Origin of the sequence: Pseudomonas sp. MAG733B, assembly GCF_036884845.1 — a bacterium.
In the GTDB taxonomy this organism is placed as follows: domain Bacteria; phylum Pseudomonadota; class Gammaproteobacteria; order Pseudomonadales; family Pseudomonadaceae; genus Aquipseudomonas.
Window position 1 is genome coordinate 4565209 of the sequence record NZ_CP145732.1, and the last position, 18869, is coordinate 4584077.

Here is an 18869-nt window from a genome sequence, read left to right on the forward strand (position 1 = left end):
ATAAGCGCATTGACTCGCAAGCTGCATGACGGACGGACTCAGCAGGCCCGCCTGCGATCTTCAGGCAACTGCCCGGCATCGGCTTCACCTAACAAAAACAAGACAGGAGTTCCCATGCAATCTTCCTCGTCCCCGGGCCACGACCCGGCGGTTTATCGGCGCATCAGCTGGCGGATCATGCCGCTGCTGTTGCTGTGCTACATCGTCAATTACATAGACCGGGTCAACATTGGCATTGCCAAGCTGCAGTTCAGCAACGACCTGGGTTTCAGCGCAGCGGTGTTCGGGCTGGGCGCCGGCCTGTTTTTCGTCGGGTTCCTGCTGTTCGAAGTGCCGAGCAACCTGCTACTGGCCCGCATCGGTGCGCGCAAGACGCTGCTGCGAATCATGCTGCTGTGGGGGCTGGTGTCGACACTGACCATGTTCGTGCAGACGCCGTGGCAGTTCTACACTTTGCGCGTGCTGCTGGGAGTGGCAGAAGCCGGGTTCTTCCCGGGGATCATTCTGTACCTCTCCTACTGGTATCCTGCCAGCCGACGCGGGCGCATTACCTCGCTGTTTTTCGTCGGCGTGCCCATCGCCGGACTGATCGGTTCCCCCCTTTCCGGCTGGATCATGAGCTTCTTTTCCGGGTACATGGGACTCAAGGGCTGGCAGTGGATGTTCCTGCTCGAAGGCCTGCCAGCGATGATCCTGGGCGTGGTGGCTTTCGTATGGCTGGATGACAAACCGGCGGATGCGAAATGGCTCACCGACCAGCAAAAACAACAGGTCGAGAGGGACTTGCAGCTTGAACAGCAGGCTCATGCACCGTCAAGCCATCAGAGTTCGCTGCGCCTGGCCTTGCAGGAGCCGAAGCTGCTGGTGCTGGGGGTGATCTCGCTGTGCAGTTATGTGCTGGCCAACACCATCGCGTTTTTCTCCCCGACCATCATCCACAACAGTGGCATCACCGACGTCATGCACGTCGGCTTCCTGGCCGCGATACCGGCGCTGGTGGGCATTGCCGCCATGCTCTGGGTAGGCCGCCATTCCGACCGCTCCGGCGAGCGTCGCTGGCACTACGCCCTGCCACTGTTCGCCGCCGCCCTGAGCCTGGCCCTGCTGCGCACGGCAGAAGGCAATCCGCTGTTCTCGATCCTGCTGCTGAGCATCGCATCAGCCGGGCATTTCGCGAGCCTGTCAGTGTTCTGGTCGATCCCGCCCGAAGTACTTTCCCGCGGCGCCGCAGCCGCCGGGATCGCCATTGTCAGCAGCATCGGCGCACTGGGCGGCGCGATTGGTCCTTCCCTGCTGGGATACATCACCACGGCCACCGGTGACCTGGGGATGGCCCTGCGAGTGGCGGCGGCCATCGTGGCCATGGGCGGGGTGATCATGTTGCTGCTGTTCCGGCGCAATCATCGGCCACATTTGCAGGCGGCGGGTCAGGAGACCTGATCACTCTGCGAATGTTGCAAGGTGATGAGTGAGGGCCGATAGCTGCTTTCGAATGAGGGCAGTTATTGGCCGATTTCTGTCTGTCGCCAACGGCAGCTGTCGGCCCAGAGTGTGTAAAAACGCCTTCGCGAACACTTGCTATGATTTCTGAGGATTTCATCGCAGGGATCGCCCATGAAGCGCTTCATCCAAGGTGAACATCGAGGCCAAGGCACCTTACTTTCCGAGAGCCTCGACGACTACGTCAGCGATACCAACCCGGTGCGCGTAGTCGACGTCTTTGTCGATGAACTCGACCTGGTCTCCTTGGGTTTTGACGGTGCTATCCCAGCCGACACAGGCCGGCCTGCTTACCACCCAGCGATCCTGCTGAATATCTACATTTACGGCTATCTCAACCGCATCCATTCGAGGAATGGAAGAAATCGAATCGAGTATCAACCGTTACCTGACGGTACTCGATGCTGCCGATCGGCAAGAACCCACAGCTTTCGAGACCAGTACCGGGCGGCTGAAAGAGAAAATCGCCAAGCTCAAAAATGAGGGATGAGGAATTACTCTTCAAGTGATGCGAGGACTTCGCTTTAGTCGAGGCGCCCAATTGCTTAGGATGGCACATGCCCTATCACATTATCTTGCTCGTACTTTTCGCAGCGCTCTTGCATGCCAGTTGGAATGCCGCATTGCGCGGTGGCACCGACAGACTTTGGTCGATGACGATCATGTGCGTGGCGGTAGCCATTGCCAGCATCGCAACAGCCTTGTTTTTGGAAGCTCCGGCCCAAGCCAGCTGGTTCTACGCAGCGCTTTCAGCGGTGCTGCACGTTGGCTACAACCTGTTCCTGGTGCGCAGCTATAAGGTTGGAGACCTTGGACAAACTTACCCTATCTCACGGGGCTCCTCGCCTGTCCTCATTACCCTCGCCGCTTCGCTTTTTGCCGGAGAAACGGTTGGGCCAGTGGCGATGATCGGCATTTTACTGGTCTCAGGCGGCATCATCTCGCTGGCCTTCAGGGGACGCAAGCTTGCCGTTCCCAGTCTGCCTTACGCCCTGGGAACCGGTTGTTTCATTGCGGCTTATAGCGTGACGGATGGCATTGGCGTCCGCCTGTCCGGCGCGCCGATGGCATACACGGTATGGATGTGCGCCTTGTGGGGCATCTTGATGCCTTTGGTGTATGTCGGTGTGCGCGACGCGAAAAGTTTATGTTCCTTGCGACCGGGGTTCATGTCGGCCTTCATTGGAGGTCTGGTTTCACTTCTGGCCTATGGCATCGTCATCTACGCCATGTCCGCCGCGCCCATGGGAGCGGTGTCGGCGTTGCGCGAAACCAGCGTGTTGTTCGCGGCATTGATCGGATATTTTTTCTTGGGCGAAACACTGACTGTCCGAAAAGTATTGGCATGCGCGGTGATTGCTGTCGGCACGATCATCATTGGCTGACGGCAAGGGCGCAAAGCCGAGGTCAGCTTGGGGTCTGTTACCACCCTTCGCGACAGGCAACTGCCGGCCAGGAGCGGTCGTTCACCCATAATGACTTGCCTTAAACATATGGATATCCGTATATTTGATTATCCATATGTAAAAGAACCCTAGCATGATCACGCCACCGGAAGTATTCAAAAGCTTGGCCGACGAAACTCGCGCCCGCGCCACTTTGCTGATCGCCAACCAGGGCGAGCTTTGCGTCTGCGAACTGATGTGCGCCCTCGATGACAGCCAACCAAAGATCAGTCGTCACCTCGCCCAACTGCGCAGCAGCGGCCTGTTGCTGGATCGTCGCCAGGGGCAGTGGGTTTACTACCGTCTCAATCCGGATCTTCCCGCCTGGGTGCACGAGATGCTGCAAGTGACGTTGCAGGCCAACGCTATTTGGCTGCAAAACAACGCTTCGCGCCTTCAGAATATGGACGGACGCCCTGTCCGCGATGTTGCCTGTTGCTGACCCCCTGAACGAGTAAGACTTCAATGCTGGTCGCTGTCGCTGTTTTCGTGCTCACCCTCATTCTGGTCATCTGGCAACCCAAAGGACTGGGCGTAGGCTGGAGCGCCGCTATCGGTGCGCTCATCGCTCTCTCGGTGGGTGCAGTGTCGTTGCAGGACATCCCCACTGTGTGGGCCATCGTCTGGAACGCAACCGCCACGTTCATCGCTGTAATCGTCATCAGTCTATTGTTGGATGAAGCGGGGTTCTTCGAATGGGCCGCCCTGCATGTGGCACGCTGGGCCAATGGCAGCGGCTACCGGTTGTTCGCTTTCTGCGTGCTGCTGGGTGCGGCTGTCTCTGCGCTATTTGCCAATGACGGTGCGGCGCTGATCCTCACGCCAATAGTCATGTCCATGTTGGTGGCGTTGCGCTTCTCCCCGGCTGCGACCCTGGCCTTTGTGATGGCCGCCGGCTTCATCGCCGACACCGCCAGCCTGCCGCTGGTGGTGTCCAATCTCGTGAACATCGTATCCGCCGACTACTTCGGGCTGGGTTTTGCTGAGTACGCCTCGGTGATGGTGCCTGTAAGCCTGGCCAGCGTCGCCGCCACTTTGCTGATGCTCTTTGTGTACTTCCGAAGGGATTTGCCGAAACGCTATGCCATTGATGCGCTGAAGAAACCCGAAACGGCGATTCACGACCGCGCCACTTTTGTCGTTGGCTGGTGGACATTGGTTTTGTTGCTGGTTGGCCTCTTCGCCTTGGAGCCATTGGGCATTCCCATCAGCGCGGTCGCTACCGCTTGCGCCGCGATCCTCTTCGCGGTCGCCGCCAGAGGCCACAGGATCTCCACTCGCCGCGTGTTGCGCGAAGCCCCGTGGCAGGTGGTGGTCTTCTCCCTGGGCATGTACCTAGTGGTTTACGGCCTGAAGAACGCCGGGATGACGGATGCTCTCACCCACGTACTCGAGCGGCTGGCCGATCAGGGTCTATGGAGCGCCGCCATCGGCACCGGCCTGTTGTCCGCGTTGCTGTCGTCGGTGATGAACAACATGCCTAGCGTGCTGATCGGCGCGCTGTCCATTCAAGCCAGCGGCGCCGAGGGCCTGGTTCGCGAGGCGATGATCTACGCCAACGTCATCGGTTGCGACCTCGGCCCAAAAATCACCCCCATCGGCAGCCTTGCCACGTTGCTGTGGCTGCATGTGCTGGAACGCAAAGGCATGCGCATCACCTGGGGTTATTACTTCAGGGTTGGCATCCTGCTGACCCTTCCGGTTCTGTTGATCACCCTCTCGGCGCTGGCACTGCGCCTGAGCCTTTGATGTCCGCGAAAGCGGCAGGAGTACCTATGCGCGTCCTGTTCATGTGCACGGCCAACAGTTGCCGCAGCATCCTTTCAGAAGCCATGTTCAACCACCTGGCGCCGCAGGGATTTGAAGCGGTAAGTTCCGGGAGCTTTCCCAATGGGCAAGTGCTGCCGCGCAGCCTGACCACGTTGCAACAGGCCGGCATTTGCGTCGAAGGTTTGAGCAGCAAGGGCAATGATGCCTTCGAGGTCAACCTGCCGGACATCGTCATTACCGTGTGCGACAAGGCAGCCGGCGAAAGCTGCCCGGTATATTTCGGCCCGGCGCTGAAATCCCATTGGGGTCTGGAAGATCCCTCCGACGTGGTGGGTGACGAAGCCGTGGTTGACGCGGCTTTCCGCGCCACGCTGGCGCGCATCGAGCAACGCTGTAAAGCCTTCCTCGCGCTTCCTTTCAACAGTCTTAGCCGTGATGAACTCAAACGCGAGCTGGATCGAATCGGTGCTTTCTGAGCCGGAGGATGTATGTCAGAGCAACTGCCTAACCTTGACCTTTCTTTGTTCGACGACGTGCAGATCACGCCTCGCCCGGCCGAGCACAAGCCACGCATCCTGTTGTTGTACGGATCGACCCGCGAACGCTCGTTCAGCCGACTGTTGGTCGAAGAAGCCGCGCGCCTGCTAGAGCACTTTGGCGCAGAAACCCGCATCTTCAATCCTTGCGGGTTACCACTGCCCGACGATGTCCCTGTGGATCATCCCAAGGTGCAGGAACTGCGTGAGCTGGTGCTGTGGTCGGAAGGTCAGGTCTGGTGCTCGCCGGAACGCCATGGCGCCATGTCCGCCGTGTTCAAGGCGCAGATCGACTGGATACCCTTGGCACTCGGCGCACTTCGCCCCACACAGGGCAAGACACTGGCGGTGATGCAGGTCTGTGGTGGATCGCAGTCCTTCAACGTGGTCAATCAGCTGCGTGTACTGGGGCGCTGGATGCGCATGTTCACCATCCCCAATCAGTCTTCGGTGCCGAAGGCTTACATGGAGTTCGATGAAGCCGGCCGAATGAAGCCCTCGGCGTTCTACGATCGGGTAGTGGACGTGATGGAAGAACTGGTGAAGTTCACCCTCCTGCTGCGTGACCGTCAGGATTTTCTAGTGGATCGCTATTCGGAACGCAAGGAAAGTGCCGAACAGCTCATGGCGCGCGTGAACCAGCGATCAATCTGAGGCCAGCATGTCTATCGAAATCAGAGTGGCACAGGTTCAAGATGCCTCGGCCATCCAGGCTATCTATGCTCTGGTTGTAACCGATACTGCGATCTCCTTCGAAGAGGTGCCGCCCACTGCCGAAGAGATACAGCAGCGCATCGTAGCAACGCTACGGTCTTACCCGTACCTGGTAGCGGTACGAGAAGGCCAGGTGGTCGGCTACGCCTATGCCAGCCAGCACCGCGCTCGCTCCGCGTACCGCTGGGCGGTCGATGTCACGGTCTACATCGCTGAGAGCGAACGTCGCACCGGCGTGGGTCGCAGCCTGTATGAACAGCCTGCCCATAACAGTCGTTCAAATCTTTTCCTTAACTCACAAATTGCCCCGCGGTGCCTTCTGCATCACAGGCCTCTCAATGATTGCGACACCTAAATCAGATAAGTGCGCAGCAGGTTAACTCTGCGGTCTATAGCCTGCTGTAAACGAACACGATGCGCTTCCCAAACGTCGAAGTCGACAGAGGCAGAGCGCATCAGGGTCAACATCGCCAAGGTGGCAGCAGTGTATTCCGCATTCGCATCAAGCATATTGAGCTTGCGCTGTTCTTCCTTTGTCATCTCCATACGTCTGAGTGCAAGTACTGCGTCGTCGGTAATCACTGGTCCCAGAGTCAACTGCGGACGATGGGGCGCGCAGAAGGGCTCGCTCTCTACGAGAATCGTCCGTGCACGCTGAAGCCCCCAACTCAGTGCGCTATTTAGCCTCTCTGAAGATGGTCGGTCATGGAACTCCTCGCGCATCGGGGCGCCATTTTCGTGATAGATACCGACAAAAATTTGCACTTGTTTGTTGTGCGTAACGCGTGATTGTATTTCCACGCGCCGCCCATCCCTGAGCCGTTCTTCATGGATCCTTGTAGGGAATTGTTTGTTCACCCAAAGCCAGAACTGCGGTCCTCTACGACGCATGCACTGCCCTCCTCGACTTGGCGTTCGAGTAAGGCACAGGCACTGTGGAACTTCCACGCCATTAGTCGGCAAGCTCGGCTGGCGATACCGGGATGAACGCCTTCCTGGCGATTAGTAGCTCCGCCAAGGTGACCATCCGTTGAAACTGCTATTCGCAAAAGACAACCAACGACAGCTGGTTTATCGGATGACCGAATGTAGAACAACAACGCTCAATGCCCATCCGAATGCAAGAATCCCCATTCCGAATGTGACGCCAAGAAGCAGAGGATGTTTCCACAAGGTTCTAACTCCCTTACTCATAAAAACTCAATAAGTGCGCTAGAGCAATAACCAAGCCACTGTGATATTTGGGTCTCGATCCACAGCGCAGCCGCGTAATGGCCCATTTTTTGTCGATAGGATTTCATCGCCCTTAACCAAAATGCCCACACTTGGGGATTGCTTCCCCTAACTTAGGTGCTTGGGCCGCAAAAATGGTGAAGGCTAGGTGATTCAATAAGGATATCGAAGCTGTCTTTAGCGGTCAGATCGATAAACTTAAAATAGACAAGTGCGCCTCCCCAGCCGCTCAGGGACGAGCTGATTGGACTGCGACTGGCGAGGCGAACCTCTAAACATTAGCTCAACCGAAGCGTTTGTCTAACGCCCTGGCCGGGCACAAATCCTTGTGATTCCTACTTATCCTTCGAGGATGAGGCCATAGGGCTATCAAGTATCCACAAGATTCTCCGATGTGCCTCGCGTTCGCGCTTAACTGCGGCCCTCCACTCGTCTCCAAAGGCCTTCCCTGCTCTGACGAAGCTCATAACGTCCTCGGTCGCAGCCGTCAGTTCCGTCCGAGCGTATGCGAAGTCCTCTTCGAATTTTCGCTGGTCATTTTTGCTCTCGGCGTGGCTATGGTGACTCTAGTTCGTGCCCCGGCGAGTCATCTCGATGTTTATTCAGTAGATGATCCTTACTTTCATGCTCATCATCTTCATTTTTGGCACGGGGGAGGCCGTCGTTCTCATGAGCCTGTTCGGTGGATGAAACGTTTTCGGTTCTGCTGTCTGGCAGTGATCTTTTGCAGTATGGCACCCTCCACATTGTCTGCATCCTGAACACTTGCGCAGCGTCCGCTCTAGGCCGGGTGCCGCCCCTCCCAGTCAGGCAGAAATCGGCCAATAGCTGCCTTTCGTCACCAGCCGAAATCGCCCCAAAGCTGTCTATCGAATGTCAAAAGGCCAACCAAAAATTGCGCATTGGTAACAGTTGCCTACGCTTTCCAATTGCTGTCCCGAGCAATGGGACTTTTCCAGTTCCATGGGAGTTTCGACTTTGATCAGCCAATGGCGCTGCTTGATCAATGTTGTATCTGAATTTTTGCAAGGAGCGATTTTCGATGAATGTACTGGCACCCACTGCTTTCCTGTTGAGCTTACTGGCAACGAGTATTCATGTTGCGCAGGCCGACGAAAAAACGCCCCTGCTCAGCCTGGACGCGGCCCGAAAACTTGAGTCGACGCTGGTCAACGAAAAGAACGTTACTGTGAGCCCAGAAAACTTCGCTTTCGCCGTGCTGGATGAGTCCATGCAAAATGAAGTGAAGCTCGGAGCGACCAACAAATTTTACAATCACCGGAAACCGATGGAGCTCGATAAGCAGCCAGCCGTATTGATGAACCGCGATACTTTGTATTCATTCGCCATTATTGACGCGTCGCACGGTGCCACCATCCATGTGCCCAAAGGCGACGGACGTTACACCTCGGTTCACCTAATGCAGCATGATCATGTCACCGACACCGTCTATTACGGTGGCGGTGAATACGTTATCGATCCCAAGACCGTCACCAACTTCGTCGTGGTCAATATCCGTACTCAAGTGAATCCGAATGACCCTGCAGATGTTGCCAAGGCCAATGCCATCCAAGATGAGTACAAGGTTAGCTTTCCGTCCGGTTACACACCAAAAGCCTTCAAGGCTATTGATTGGAATCAGGAGCAGCTCAAGCAAATCAAAGCGCACTACGTGAAGACTGCCGATACCCGTGGTGTAAGCAAAACCATGGGGGCTCGCGGCTTTATCTCTCAAGATGACATCAATGTGGGGGCTGCCGTAGCTACCGGACTATTGCCCGACCAACACGCCTGGTATTCCTTCAAGTCGTACAAGGTCAAGAAAGATATCTGCTATGCCGCGACTTACCCGATACCGGGCATGACCAATCCGCAATTGGGCTTCTATTCCATGACGATGTACGGCGACGATCTGTACCTTCACACCGAGGAAGGCTCCAGCCTTTCGAACCATGAGATCGTGCCCGACAAGGATGCCAAGACGTTCACCCTGCACTTTGGCAATCCACAAACCTGCGGCAAGGATGCTAAAAACCTGCTGATCGCACCGACTGACAACTGGACGCTGGCGTTCCGGGTCTACATGCCGGATAAGTCCGTGCAGAACAATGAGTACAAATTGCCTGAGCCAAAACCTGTCACTCATTGATCACTGAACCCAAGGAAGAAGAGATATGGGGACTGACACGCATTACTGGAGTGCGGGAGCGACGCTATTCGTCACTCTTTGGTTCGTGCCAGGCGCTCAAGCAGAGGACTCGGCGGAGCTGGCGAAGAAGGCGCTTAACCCGGTCGCGGCCATGTACAGCCTGCCGGTGCAGTACAACTGGGATCAAAAAATGGGGCCAACCGGTGACGGCATGCACAGCGTCACCAATATCCAGCCCGTGCTGCCGTTTACCCTTAACGATGACTGGAACCTGATTTCCCGCACCATCTTGCCAGTCATCGATCAGCACGGTTTGGCGCCGAATGGGGCGGCGGACAAATCCGGCGTTGGCGATATCACGCAGAGCTTTTTCTTCTCGCCCAAACAACCCACGGAAACTGGCTGGATACTCGGGGTCGGCCCGGCGATATTGATACCTACGGGAAGTGATGAATTGCTCGGCAGCGAGCAATGGGGGATAGGCCCGACAGCGGTGGCCCTTAAACAGGAAAATGGCTGGACGCACGGCATCCTGGCGAACCACATCTGGGGCTTGGACGGCAGCCCACCGGACGACAAGGACAAGGTCAATCAGACGTTCCTGCAACCCTTCCTTTCCTACACCACCAGCACCCTGACGACCTGGGGCGTAAACACCGAATCAACCTACAACTGGCAATCACGCGAATGGTCAGTGCCGGTCAATCTGACCGTTACGCAATTGCTGAAAATCGGCGGCCAGCCACTGACGGTGCAAGCGGGGCCACGTTACTGGCTCGACAGCCCTGACGACGGCCCACAAGGTTGGGGTTTTCGTTTTGCCGTGACCCTGTTATTTCCGCGCTGAGCCAACTCGCTCAAGCGTCTGCTTTTGGTCGATTTTTGCCAGTGCTCACCGGCAGCTGTGGGTCGTCTGCCGCCCTTCGCGACAGGCAGAAATCAGCCAATAGCACACGTTGGATTAAATTTAATCTGACATATTGCGGACGGTTGTCTGCCTTGCTCAAATCTGCCTTCTATCAAGCCGGGTTTCGCGATGTGAAAAAGGCCATCACTGCGGCGAGTACCAACAAGATAGAGCTTGCGAGAAATGTCATGCGGTAGCCGCTCCCGTCGAACAGCAGTCCGCCGAGGGTAGAGCCCAGCGCGATGGATAGCTGAATGACTGCGACCATCAGGCCGCCACCGGCTTCAGCATCCTTGGGCAACGCCTTGGCCAACCACGACCACCACCCCACAGGTGCCGCCGTCGCGATCAGGCCCCACAGCCCCAGCAATACAAATGCTGCCACGACACCGCCGCCAAGGACAATCAAGGAAAGTGCAATCGCGGCCATCAAGAGTGGAATGCAGACCAGGACGCGGTACATGCCGGTTTTCAGGAAAGTGCCGATCAGGGTGGTTCCGACAAAACCTGCTACGCCGATGGCCAGCAAGATCATCGACAACAGGGAGACATCTACACCCGTGACGGTCTCCAGGAACGGGCGCAGATAGGTGAACAATACAAACTGCCCCATGAAGAAAGTGCCCACACTCAACATGCCAAAACGGATCAATGGGCGCTTGAACAATCGAAAGACATTGCCAGCGTCCGGTTTTCGCGGTGCCGTCTTCATGCTTGGCAGGCTGATCCATTGCCAGATCAACGCGATGATCGCGACCGGAATCAGGCAGAAAAAAGCACCCCGCCAACCGATGACACTCCCCAGATAGCTTCCCAATGGGGCGGCCACAACGGTTGCCAAGGCATTGCCGCCGTTAAAGATTGCCAGAGCCTTGGGCACGCTACGTTCCGGTACCAGGCGCATGGCCATTGCCGCCGACATCGACCAGAACCCGCCGATCACCACGCCGATCAGCGCACGACCAATCATGTACACCGTGTAGTTTGGCGCCAGACCCACCACCAGCCCCGACACGCACATAATCCCGGTCAGTAGCAGCAACAGCGTCTTGCGATCCATTGAGCCCGCAAGCCTGGAAATCGTAAGGCTTGTCAGCACCGCGAAGGCGCCCGAGATGGCGATCCCATACCCGGCCAGTCCTTCGCTGATACGTAGATCCGAAGCAATCGGCGTGAGCAAACTGACAGGCATGAACTCGGAAGCGATCAGCGCGAATACGCACAGTGTCATCGCAAAGATGCCACTCCAGTAAGCCGGCAGTTCCCCAGTCCTCGGCATGCCAAGGGCATCACCTGTCGGGGTGTCGAATACTTGAGCCGTCATGCAAAAACCTCTCATCAAATACTGTAGGCCGAAGCACTGGTCTTTTAGCCAACCGCCGTCAGGTGCCGGGTAAAAAAGGCGGTGAGTTTGGTCCAGGGAGTCAAGTTCACGCGGTCGTACAGATCCACGTGACCCGCACCGGGAACCCAGGCCAGTTCCTTGGGTTCGGCGGCGCGTTGGTAGGCGTCCTCGCTGAACTCTCTGGAGTGCGCCTGATCGCCAGCGATGAACAGCAGCGGACGCGGGGAAATCGTTTCGATATCGTTGAATGGATAGAAATTCACGAACCTGACTTCACTGGTCAAGGCGCGGTTTTGCGTCAGCTCCAATGTTCTGCCATGAGGGATATGGATGCCGCGTGACGTAGGGTAGAAGTCCCAGAATTCACGAGTCACTGGGCCTGCATCTTTACCAAGCTGCACCGCCTGCGACAGAAAGGACGCCCAGAGCCGCAATGCTGACGCCGGTGGCCTTTACGAATTGGCGCCGATCAAACCCTGGAGGCGTCAAGGTGTCTGTAGCGTTAAGGAGATTTACAGGTGTCTCGCTCATCATCAGTACTCCGTTCCAGATAGGTGACAGAGCTTGACGGATTCAAGACAACCTGATTAGTAGCCATAATCTTCATGTAGTTTTGAGAAAAACTCAGCAATGGCCAATACCAAAGTCAACGATCTCCAAGCTTTTCTGGCGGTGGCGCGCGATCAAAGCTTTACCAAAGCCGCCGCCAAACTGGGCGTTACGCCTTCTGCGCTAAGTCATACGATCCGGGCTCTTGAACAAAGATTGGGCATACGCCTGCTGGCCCGCACGACACGCAATGTGTCGCCGACAGAGGCGGGAGAAAGATTGATGCGCTCGATCGCCCCGCTTTTTGATCAGATCGCTGTTGAGCTTGAAGCCTTGAGCGAATTGCGGGACAAGCCTAGTGGCACGATTCGTATTTCCTGCACTGACGATCAGATTGAGTTGTGCATTCGGCCGATGCTTGCAGGCTTCTTGAAGAACTACCCGGATATCACACTGGAGTTCTACGTCGATTATGGATTCACCAACGTGGTCGAGGAACGTTTCGATGCCGGCATTCGCATGGGCGAATCGATCAGCAAGGACATGATTGCGGTTCGCATAGGACCGGATTGGCGATTGGCGGTAGTGGGCTCTGCGGCGTATTTCGAACGCAAACCGGCACCAGCGACGCCCCACGAGTTGACTGCCCATGACTGCGTCAATATTCGACACAGGCCATCAGGGGCGATTTACGCCTGGGAGTTTGAACGAGATGGCCAGGCGTTTACGGTCAAGGCAGATGGGCAACTGGTTTTCAACAGCATCATGCATGTTCTCAATGCCGCCGTTGATGGCATTGGTCTGGCCTACGTACCAGAGGAATTGGTCGCTCCGTATCTGGCCGACGGCCGACTCAAAGAAGTCCTGGCCGACTGGTGTCCTGTGTTTCAGGGTTACCACTTGTATTACCCCAACAGACGCCAGGCTTCTCCTGCCTTTTCTGCATTGATTGAGGCGCTGAAATACAGACGCTGAGCTTAATGGCTGTTCCGTCTCCGCCCTTCCAGCAGATCGCCGCATACGATCACGAACGCGGCCGATTTACACGACGCATGCGTATCCACACCACACCGACCAGCAGCAATGGCACGCCCAGGCTGAGCCACGACAGCAGGTCATAGAACTCATCGCCGATCAGTGCCGAAAACAGCCCGAGAAAGCTCAGCAGAGCCAACAACAGCGGCCAGCGAAATATCATCCATAGGCCGCGCCTCATGCCCTGCCCTCTATTCCCACGCCACTGGCATTAAGCTCGGCAAGGCGCTTATCCAACGGAACCTTGCGTCGGCCCAGCCAGAGGTACAGGCCGCTCCCCAGGACGACGATGGTAATCACGTCGAGCAGTGCCCAGATGATCTTCAGAGGCAAGCCACCATAGTCGCCAAAGTGCAGGGGTTGCGAGAGCAGCAAGGTTTTCACGTACAAGGGCATCTCGCGCATGTCGGTCAGTTCACTCGTTCGCGCGTCCACCAGCGCCGGCTTGAGCAGGCGCGCGGTGAGTGGCGTGGTACCGCGCATGAACACCGCGTAATGATGCTGGCTGCTGAACTGAGTACCGGGAAATGCAACGAAGCTTGGCTCCATGTCCGGCGCCGCGTTTCGAGCGGATTCCAGCGCCCTGTGCAATGAGCCGAGGCGTTCCAGCGGCGGTGCGTCTTTGTAGGGTGCGGTCATCTCCGCCAACTGGCCCGTCTGCCACATCCCCTGTATGGGCAGCGCCAGGGTGTTGATCACGCCGGTAATGCCAACCACCAATATCCAGGCCAGCGTGACGATGCCGAGCACATTATGCAGGTCCAGCCATTTCAGTCGTCGACTACGTCCGCTGCGCACGGTGGCGAAGTCCAGCTTGCGCATGAACGGCGTGTACACCACGACGCCGGAAACCAGCGACGCAACCAGCAGTAGCCCCATGAAACCGAGGAACAGATAACCGGGGAGACCGAGGAACAAATCGGTATGCAAGCGCAGCATCAGGTTCATGAAACCATCATCCGGCGGCTCCGGCGGGAACAGCTCGCCGGTGCGCGTATCGAACGGCTGAGAGTGACCGTCAAGCGGCGGAGGCACCAGGCTCGTTGCAGTGATCACCACACCTAGCGGGTCTTGCGGGTCGAAACCGACGAAGCGCACGACTTCACCTGGCCGTGCTGCCAAGGCACTGGCGATAACCTTGTCGTAGTCGATTCGCGGCGCTGCGGCAGTCCGCGAACGCAGTTCCGGGTGGGGTTCGAAGGAATGCTCGATCTCTTCATGAAAGATCAGCGGTAATCCCGTCAGGCACAGCAACAACAAAAAAAGGGTGGCGATCAGGCTGGTCCATTTGTGCAGCAGATACCAATTGCGCAAGGCTCGGGCGGTCATGTTCGGTACTTTTCCCTATAGATCCACGCTTGCCGAGAGTTGCTGGCACCGCCAGCGACCAGGTACAAAAAACTGTACCTGGCCAGCCACGGTTTACCAGTTATAACTTACGGTGCCGTAGACAGTGCGTTGCTGTCCGTACTGGCAGCCAACGTTGCTGAAACAACCGGCCACGTACTCTTCGTCGAACAGGTTCGTGGCGTTCAACGACACCTCTACGCCCTCCAGCGAAGCATCGACCTTGCCGAGTTGATAGCTGACCAGAGCGTCGATCACGGAATAGCTGTCCACTTTGAAACTGTTGGCCGAATCGCCGAATGTGCTGCCCACGTAACGGGCGCCTGCACCCAGACGCAAGCCAGCCAGCGAGCCACTCTGGACGATGTAATCACCCCACAACGACGCCATGTGCTCGGGTACCCGGAACGGTGTATTGCCCTTGTTGCCGGTTTCCGATTGAGTGACTTCGACATCGTTCCAGGTGTAACTGCCGATCAGGTTGAAACCCTGGGTGATTTCGGTCTTGGCCTCAAGCTCCACACCCTTGGAACGAACCTCACCTTCCTGGCGGGAGAAGCCGTTGACGTTCTCCGTGGCGTTTTGTTTGGTGAGGTCGAACCAGGCAATGGTGTAGAGGCTGTTGGACCCTGGCGGCTCGTACTTGAGGCCCACTTCGTATTGTTTGCCGATTTCCGGATCAAGTTGCGAGTTATCAGCGGTGACGCCCATCACCGGCAAAAACGATTCGCTGTAGCTGGCATAGGGCGCCAGGCCATTGTCGAAGAGGTAGACAATACCGGCGCGACCGCTGAACTTCTCATCCTTCTGGGTTTGCGGATCGCGATCGTCCTTCTGGTTGCTGGCCCAATCGTAACGACCACCGAGGAGGAACACCCACTTGTCGACCTTCAACTGATCCTGCAGGTAAACACCGGTTTGCGACATTTTCTGTTCGTAGCTGTTGGCGCTGAACGGGAAGAAGGTCAGTGGCTGCCCGTTGACCGGATTGAACACGTCGAAGCTTTCCAGGATGAAATTCAGCGACTGATCCTGATTGAATTTGCCGTTGTTGTAGTCGACGCCGGTCAACAGCGTGTGGTCAAGCGGGCCCGTGGCGAAGTTGGCCTGAATCTGGTTGTCCATGGTGAACAGATGGCCGTCGCCCTTGCGTTGATCGTTGTAGCGCGAGTACTGGTCGCCCGCTGGCCCGAACAAGGCAATCTCGGAGCTGGCCTGGCGATAGTCGCTGTAACGTACGTTCTGCCGCGCCGTCCAGACTTCATCGAATTGATGCTCGAATACGTAGCCCAAAGACGTCTTTTCGTTGGTCATGAAGTCATAGGCGCTGTCACCCACGTAGGTGTCGCGGTCCAGGCGACCGCGCGGGTCGCGAAACACAGTGCCGTCGGCCGGCAGCGGGTTGGCGAAGTTGCCGGTCTGCTTCTGGTACTCGCCCAGGAACGTCAGCTCGGTGTTGTCGCTGGGGCGGTAGCTGATGGCTGGGGCGATGTACTGACGACGGTTGGTAATGTGATCGGTCTGGGCATCGGCTTCCCGGAACAGGCCGGTCAGGCGATAACTCCAGATGCCCTCCTCGTCCAGCGCATCCCCCAGGTCAAAGGCGCCCTGCTGGTAATTCTGGTTGCCCATTTGCAACTGCACTTCATGCAGTGGCTCGATCGTCGGGCGCTTTGTCACCAGATTGATCTGTCCGCCCGGGTCGGAGGCTCCGTAAAGGACCGAGCTGGCACCGCGCAGCACTTCAATTCGTTCCAAACCATAAGGTTCGGGGGCGTCCCAGCCGAGAAACTCGGGCAGGAAGGTGCGCGTTCCATCACGCAACATGCGCCCGGTGCCCTGCTGAAAACCGCGAATGGTCAACTGGTCGGTCACAAACTGAGGACCGGCGATTTCGGCATTGACGCCCGGCGTATAACGCAGGGCCTGGCCGATGGTCTTGGGCTGCTGGGCTTCCATTTGCTCACGGGTGACCACGGAAACCGAGTATGGCGTTTCAACCAGAGGTGTGTCGGTCTTGGTGCCAGCAGAAGCGCGCTTGGCGACATAGCCGTCGTCGGCGCTCACGGAGCTATACGCCTGACCAACGACGCTGGTGACAGGCAAAGTCATCGCCGAGTCATCCCGGCTTCCCTGCAAGGTCACATGATTGCCTTCGATCTGGTAGGCAATCCTGGCCCCTCCCAACAACTGACGCAGCGCTGCCTCAGGCTCCATCTCTCCGGCGACGTCACGACTACGAATACCGGACACGGTGTCCTGACTGTAGATGATCTGCAGATTGGTCTGCCTGGCCAGATCGGAAAGCGCCGACGACAGCGCCTGCGAAGGGATGTTGACTTGGACCGGGTCGGCCATCGCCGGCGCAGCTGTCACCAGCGTGAGGCCAAGAGTGGCGGCGGCGATGCAGCGGCGCAGACGCAGGGCGGGTCGATTCAGTGGATAGGCGCTCATAATGCTTCCGGTAGCTTGATTGTCAGGGCATGCCGGATCGACGAATGAGCGTGTGATTTGTTCAGAAAATCACAAAAAAGAAATCCAGAGGACAGGTTTCAGCGCTTGATTAGCAGGGTCGCTTGATCGCTGTGACGTAACTTGACTGGCAATACCTTCGGCAGCGCGCTGACCAGTTGACCAAGGTCGGCGGTGTCATAGGTGCCACCGAAGCGCAGGTCGCCGACATCGCTGCTCGCCAGCTTCAACGGTACGTCAAGGTAGCGGTTGATCAGGGGCAGCGCCTCGCGCAGGCTGACATCATCGAGCATCAGCTTGCCATTGCGCCAGGCAGCGGCCCGGGATGGATCGATGCGGGCCAACTGCAACATGCGGTCAGGGCCAAATGCCGCTTGCATTCCGGCCGTGAGCACCGTCCCCTGATTGTTGTCATCGCCGCCATCGCGCGACGCCAGCACCGAACCCTGGGTGACGGTTACCGTGGTGAGTTCTTGGCCGGTCCAGACATTGAAATGGGTACCGGTGACTCTGATACTCGCGTTATCGGCACGGATCACGAACGGCTTTTCAAGATCGTGCTGCACATCGAAAAACGCCTCGCCATTACGCAGATGTACCTGGCGTTGATCGCGGAAACCGAGATAGACAAGGCTGGTGCGCTGATTGAGTTGCACCTGGCTTTGATCAGGCAGCAGCACCTGTCGACGAACTTCCTGCGCCATGAAGTAGCGAACACTGCCCGGCAACATGCCCGCTGACCAACCTGTACCCCAAGCGGCACCGACGACCGCCAGCACCACTGCCGCGCGCGCCATCCAGGACAACGGCTGGCTCCAGCGCGAGCGCCCCGACCTGTCGACATCGACGCTGGCGGGTAGCTGCTCGCTGACCTGCCAGATGCGACACATGTTCGTGTATTCCACCGCATGGGACGGGTCAGCATCATGCCAGCGCCGGAACTCGGCACGATCTGCATCCGTGCACTCGCCGAAATGCAGTCGCACGCACCAGTCGGCAGCAATTTCACCAGTAGATTTCTGCGGGCAGGGAAGATTGGTCATCATGGCGGGTAGAAGAAAAATTTCGGCAAGCTTACTCCATGTCCCGTGGTTTTGGTTCAGTTCCAGCACACCGCTGAAATCACCTTCGGCTTGACGGGAACATTATTGCAAATAATTCTTAATAAGAATAAATTCACGACCCTCGCTGACAGATTCATAAAATAATTCAGGTGCATCATGCAAAAGCCCAATACGGCGGGGAGCGGGTCCCAATTGCTTGAAGTGTTCTTTGAGCGGCGTCAGCGCTTGATTGGACTCGCGGCGCGAATCACCGGATGCCGCAGCCATGCCGAAGACATTGTCCATGAAGCCTTTCTCAAAGTGGGTGAAGCCGACGCCAGCGGGCCGATCCGGTCCCAAGCTTCGTACCTCACTCGTGTAGTGCGCAATCTGTCGATCGACCATTACCGTCGCCGCCAATTTGAAGAACGCTGGATCGTCCAGGACGATGACAGCAGCGAGATGTCCGGCCCACAGACGGAAACGCCGGAAGCACTGGTGTCGGATCAACAGGTGCTGGAAAGGGTTTCCGGAGCTTTGTCGGATTTGCCAGAACGCACTCGCTATGCGTTCGAAATGTGCCGAATTCACGGCATGAAACAGAATGAAATCGCAAAGATCCTCGGTGTTTCTCCTTCACTGGTCCACGCCATGATCAGCGAGGCCCTGCTCCACTGTCGGCAGAAAGCGCTTTGATGCTTTGACCCGCTTAATTTCATCCGCGCCGAGGTATCATTTCGCCAGTTGCGCATATCGAGGGTGACCAGCGGAGTGTTCACAATCGCGCAGCCTCAGACGACTGCGCTGGCCGACTCACAACAAAC

Annotated in this window: 17 protein-coding genes and 3 pseudogenes; 12 read left to right on the top strand and 8 right to left on the bottom strand. The window is 57.2% G+C overall.

Going from position 1 to position 18869, the window contains the following annotated elements; genetic code table 11:
• The first annotated feature begins 114 nt into the window (after nt 1-114).
• The 8 genes and pseudogenes from V6Z53_RS20845 to V6Z53_RS20880 all read left to right on the top strand — a co-directional run.
• Nucleotides 115-1440 (top strand): MFS transporter, encoded by a 1326-nt coding sequence (locus tag V6Z53_RS20845; RefSeq protein ID WP_338581497.1) that lies wholly within the window; start codon nt 115-117, stop codon nt 1438-1440.
• Between the two features lie 174 nt (nt 1441-1614).
• Nucleotides 1615-1984, top strand: a pseudogene (locus V6Z53_RS20850) (transposase); the annotation flags it as partial.
• Between the two features lie 73 nt (nt 1985-2057).
• Nucleotides 2058-2885: a DMT family transporter gene (locus tag V6Z53_RS20855; protein ID WP_338581498.1), complete on the top strand. Its 828-nt coding sequence runs from the start codon at nt 2058-2060 to the stop codon at nt 2883-2885.
• A 154-nt stretch (nt 2886-3039) separates the two neighbouring features.
• Nucleotides 3040-3387: a metalloregulator ArsR/SmtB family transcription factor gene (locus V6Z53_RS20860; protein WP_338581499.1), complete on the top strand. Its 348-nt coding sequence runs from the start codon at nt 3040-3042 to the stop codon at nt 3385-3387.
• Between the two features lie 23 nt (nt 3388-3410).
• Nucleotides 3411-4694, top strand: coding sequence for an arsenic transporter (locus tag V6Z53_RS20865; RefSeq protein ID WP_338581501.1), 1284 nt, complete (start codon nt 3411-3413; stop codon nt 4692-4694).
• 26 nt (nt 4695-4720) lie between these two features.
• Nucleotides 4721-5191, top strand: coding sequence for an arsenate reductase ArsC (locus V6Z53_RS20870; RefSeq protein ID WP_338581502.1), 471 nt, complete (start codon nt 4721-4723; stop codon nt 5189-5191).
• A gap of 12 nt (nt 5192-5203) precedes the next feature.
• A complete protein-coding gene (arsH, locus tag V6Z53_RS20875; protein WP_338581504.1) occupies nt 5204-5905 on the top strand; it encodes an arsenical resistance protein ArsH in 702 nt (233 codons plus the stop codon).
• Nucleotides 5906-5912: 7 nt separating this feature from the next.
• A pseudogene (locus V6Z53_RS20880) lies at nt 5913-6221 on the top strand (N-acetyltransferase family protein); the annotation flags it as partial.
• A 95-nt stretch (nt 6222-6316) separates the two neighbouring features.
• Here V6Z53_RS20880 and V6Z53_RS20885 read toward each other — a convergent pair.
• Entirely contained in the window at nt 6317-6856 is a 540-nt protein-coding gene (locus V6Z53_RS20885) for a hypothetical protein (RefSeq protein WP_338581505.1), read from the bottom strand.
• Nucleotides 6857-8240: 1384 nt separating this feature from the next.
• On the opposite strand from V6Z53_RS20885, the gene V6Z53_RS20890 reads away from it, so the two are divergent.
• Nucleotides 8241-9347, top strand: coding sequence for a DUF1254 domain-containing protein (locus V6Z53_RS20890; RefSeq protein ID WP_338581506.1), 1107 nt, complete (start codon nt 8241-8243; stop codon nt 9345-9347).
• 25 nt (nt 9348-9372) lie between these two features.
• Nucleotides 9373-10194 (top strand): transporter, encoded by an 822-nt coding sequence (locus V6Z53_RS20895; protein WP_338581507.1) that lies wholly within the window; start codon nt 9373-9375, stop codon nt 10192-10194.
• Between the two features lie 172 nt (nt 10195-10366).
• Here V6Z53_RS20895 and V6Z53_RS20900 read toward each other — a convergent pair whose 3' ends face one another.
• Together V6Z53_RS20900 and V6Z53_RS20905 are read right to left on the bottom strand one after the other, a co-directional pair.
• Nucleotides 10367-11533 carry an MFS transporter gene (locus V6Z53_RS20900; protein WP_338586541.1) on the bottom strand — a complete coding sequence of 389 codons (1167 nt, stop codon included), beginning with the start codon at nt 11531-11533 and terminating at the stop codon, nt 10367-10369.
• A gap of 89 nt (nt 11534-11622) precedes the next feature.
• Nucleotides 11623-11964: pseudogene (locus V6Z53_RS20905) on the bottom strand (alpha/beta hydrolase); the annotation flags it as partial.
• 265 nt (nt 11965-12229) lie between these two features.
• Between V6Z53_RS20905 and V6Z53_RS20910 the strand changes: the two are divergent.
• A complete protein-coding gene (locus tag V6Z53_RS20910; RefSeq protein WP_338581509.1) occupies nt 12230-13123 on the top strand; it encodes a LysR family transcriptional regulator in 894 nt (297 codons plus the stop codon).
• Nucleotides 13124-13172: 49 nt separating this feature from the next.
• On the opposite strand, the gene V6Z53_RS20915 is transcribed toward V6Z53_RS20910, so the two are convergent.
• The 5 genes from V6Z53_RS20915 to V6Z53_RS20935 all read right to left on the bottom strand — a co-directional run bounded on the left by V6Z53_RS20915 (nt 13173) and on the right by V6Z53_RS20935 (nt 18351).
• Complete coding sequence (locus V6Z53_RS20915) at nt 13173-13364, bottom strand: hypothetical protein (protein ID WP_338581510.1); 192 nt, start codon at nt 13362-13364, stop codon at nt 13173-13175.
• Nucleotides 13361-14512: a PepSY domain-containing protein gene (locus tag V6Z53_RS20920; RefSeq protein ID WP_338581511.1), complete on the bottom strand. Its 1152-nt coding sequence runs from the start codon at nt 14510-14512 to the stop codon at nt 13361-13363. Before V6Z53_RS20920 ends, V6Z53_RS20915 begins: the two co-directional genes overlap by 4 nt.
• A 93-nt stretch (nt 14513-14605) precedes the next feature.
• Nucleotides 14606-16984, bottom strand: a complete 2379-nt coding sequence (locus V6Z53_RS20925) for a TonB-dependent siderophore receptor (RefSeq protein WP_338581513.1) — start codon at nt 16982-16984, stop codon at nt 14606-14608.
• A 98-nt stretch (nt 16985-17082) separates the two neighbouring features.
• Complete coding sequence (locus V6Z53_RS20930; protein WP_338581514.1) at nt 17083-18114, bottom strand: FecR family protein; 1032 nt, start codon at nt 18112-18114, stop codon at nt 17083-17085.
• Nucleotides 18115-18147: 33 nt separating this feature from the next.
• Nucleotides 18148-18351: a hypothetical protein gene (locus tag V6Z53_RS20935; protein ID WP_338586598.1), complete on the bottom strand. Its 204-nt coding sequence runs from the start codon at nt 18349-18351 to the stop codon at nt 18148-18150.
• Between V6Z53_RS20935 and V6Z53_RS20940 the strand changes: the two genes are divergently transcribed.
• A complete protein-coding gene (locus tag V6Z53_RS20940) occupies nt 18268-18741 on the top strand; it encodes a sigma-70 family RNA polymerase sigma factor (protein WP_338586542.1) in 474 nt (157 codons plus the stop codon). The two genes, V6Z53_RS20935 and V6Z53_RS20940, sit on opposite strands and share 84 nt — an antisense overlap.
• Nucleotides 18742-18869: the final 128 nt, after the last annotated feature.

Excerpts from the sequence above, each read along its gene's own strand:
- V6Z53_RS20925 (WP_338581513.1), bottom strand. The coding sequence starts at position 16,984 with ATGAGCGCCTATCCACTGAATCGACCCGCCCTGCGTCTGCGCCGCTGC.
- V6Z53_RS20900 (WP_338586541.1), bottom strand. The coding sequence starts at position 11,533 with ATGCCGAGGACTGGGGAACTGCCGGCTTACTGGAGTGGCATCTTTGCG.
- V6Z53_RS20860 (WP_338581499.1), top strand. The coding sequence starts at position 3,040 with ATGATCACGCCACCGGAAGTATTCAAAAGCTTGGCCGACGAAACTCGC.
- V6Z53_RS20935 (WP_338586598.1), bottom strand. The coding sequence starts at position 18,351 with ATGGACAATGTCTTCGGCATGGCTGCGGCATCCGGTGATTCGCGCCGC.
- V6Z53_RS20885 (WP_338581505.1), bottom strand. The coding sequence starts at position 6,856 with ATGCGTCGTAGAGGACCGCAGTTCTGGCTTTGGGTGAACAAACAATTC.
- arsH (WP_338581504.1), top strand. The coding sequence starts at position 5,204 with ATGTCAGAGCAACTGCCTAACCTTGACCTTTCTTTGTTCGACGACGTG.
- V6Z53_RS20890 (WP_338581506.1), top strand. The coding sequence starts at position 8,241 with ATGAATGTACTGGCACCCACTGCTTTCCTGTTGAGCTTACTGGCAACG.
- V6Z53_RS20915 (WP_338581510.1), bottom strand. The coding sequence starts at position 13,364 with ATGAGGCGCGGCCTATGGATGATATTTCGCTGGCCGCTGTTGTTGGCT.
- V6Z53_RS20920 (WP_338581511.1), bottom strand. The coding sequence starts at position 14,512 with ATGACCGCCCGAGCCTTGCGCAATTGGTATCTGCTGCACAAATGGACC.
- V6Z53_RS20845 (WP_338581497.1), top strand. The coding sequence starts at position 115 with ATGCAATCTTCCTCGTCCCCGGGCCACGACCCGGCGGTTTATCGGCGC.
- V6Z53_RS20855 (WP_338581498.1), top strand. The coding sequence starts at position 2,058 with ATGCCCTATCACATTATCTTGCTCGTACTTTTCGCAGCGCTCTTGCAT.
- V6Z53_RS20870 (WP_338581502.1), top strand. The coding sequence starts at position 4,721 with ATGCGCGTCCTGTTCATGTGCACGGCCAACAGTTGCCGCAGCATCCTT.
- V6Z53_RS20865 (WP_338581501.1), top strand. The coding sequence starts at position 3,411 with ATGCTGGTCGCTGTCGCTGTTTTCGTGCTCACCCTCATTCTGGTCATC.
- V6Z53_RS20895 (WP_338581507.1), top strand. The coding sequence starts at position 9,373 with ATGGGGACTGACACGCATTACTGGAGTGCGGGAGCGACGCTATTCGTC.
- V6Z53_RS20910 (WP_338581509.1), top strand. The coding sequence starts at position 12,230 with ATGGCCAATACCAAAGTCAACGATCTCCAAGCTTTTCTGGCGGTGGCG.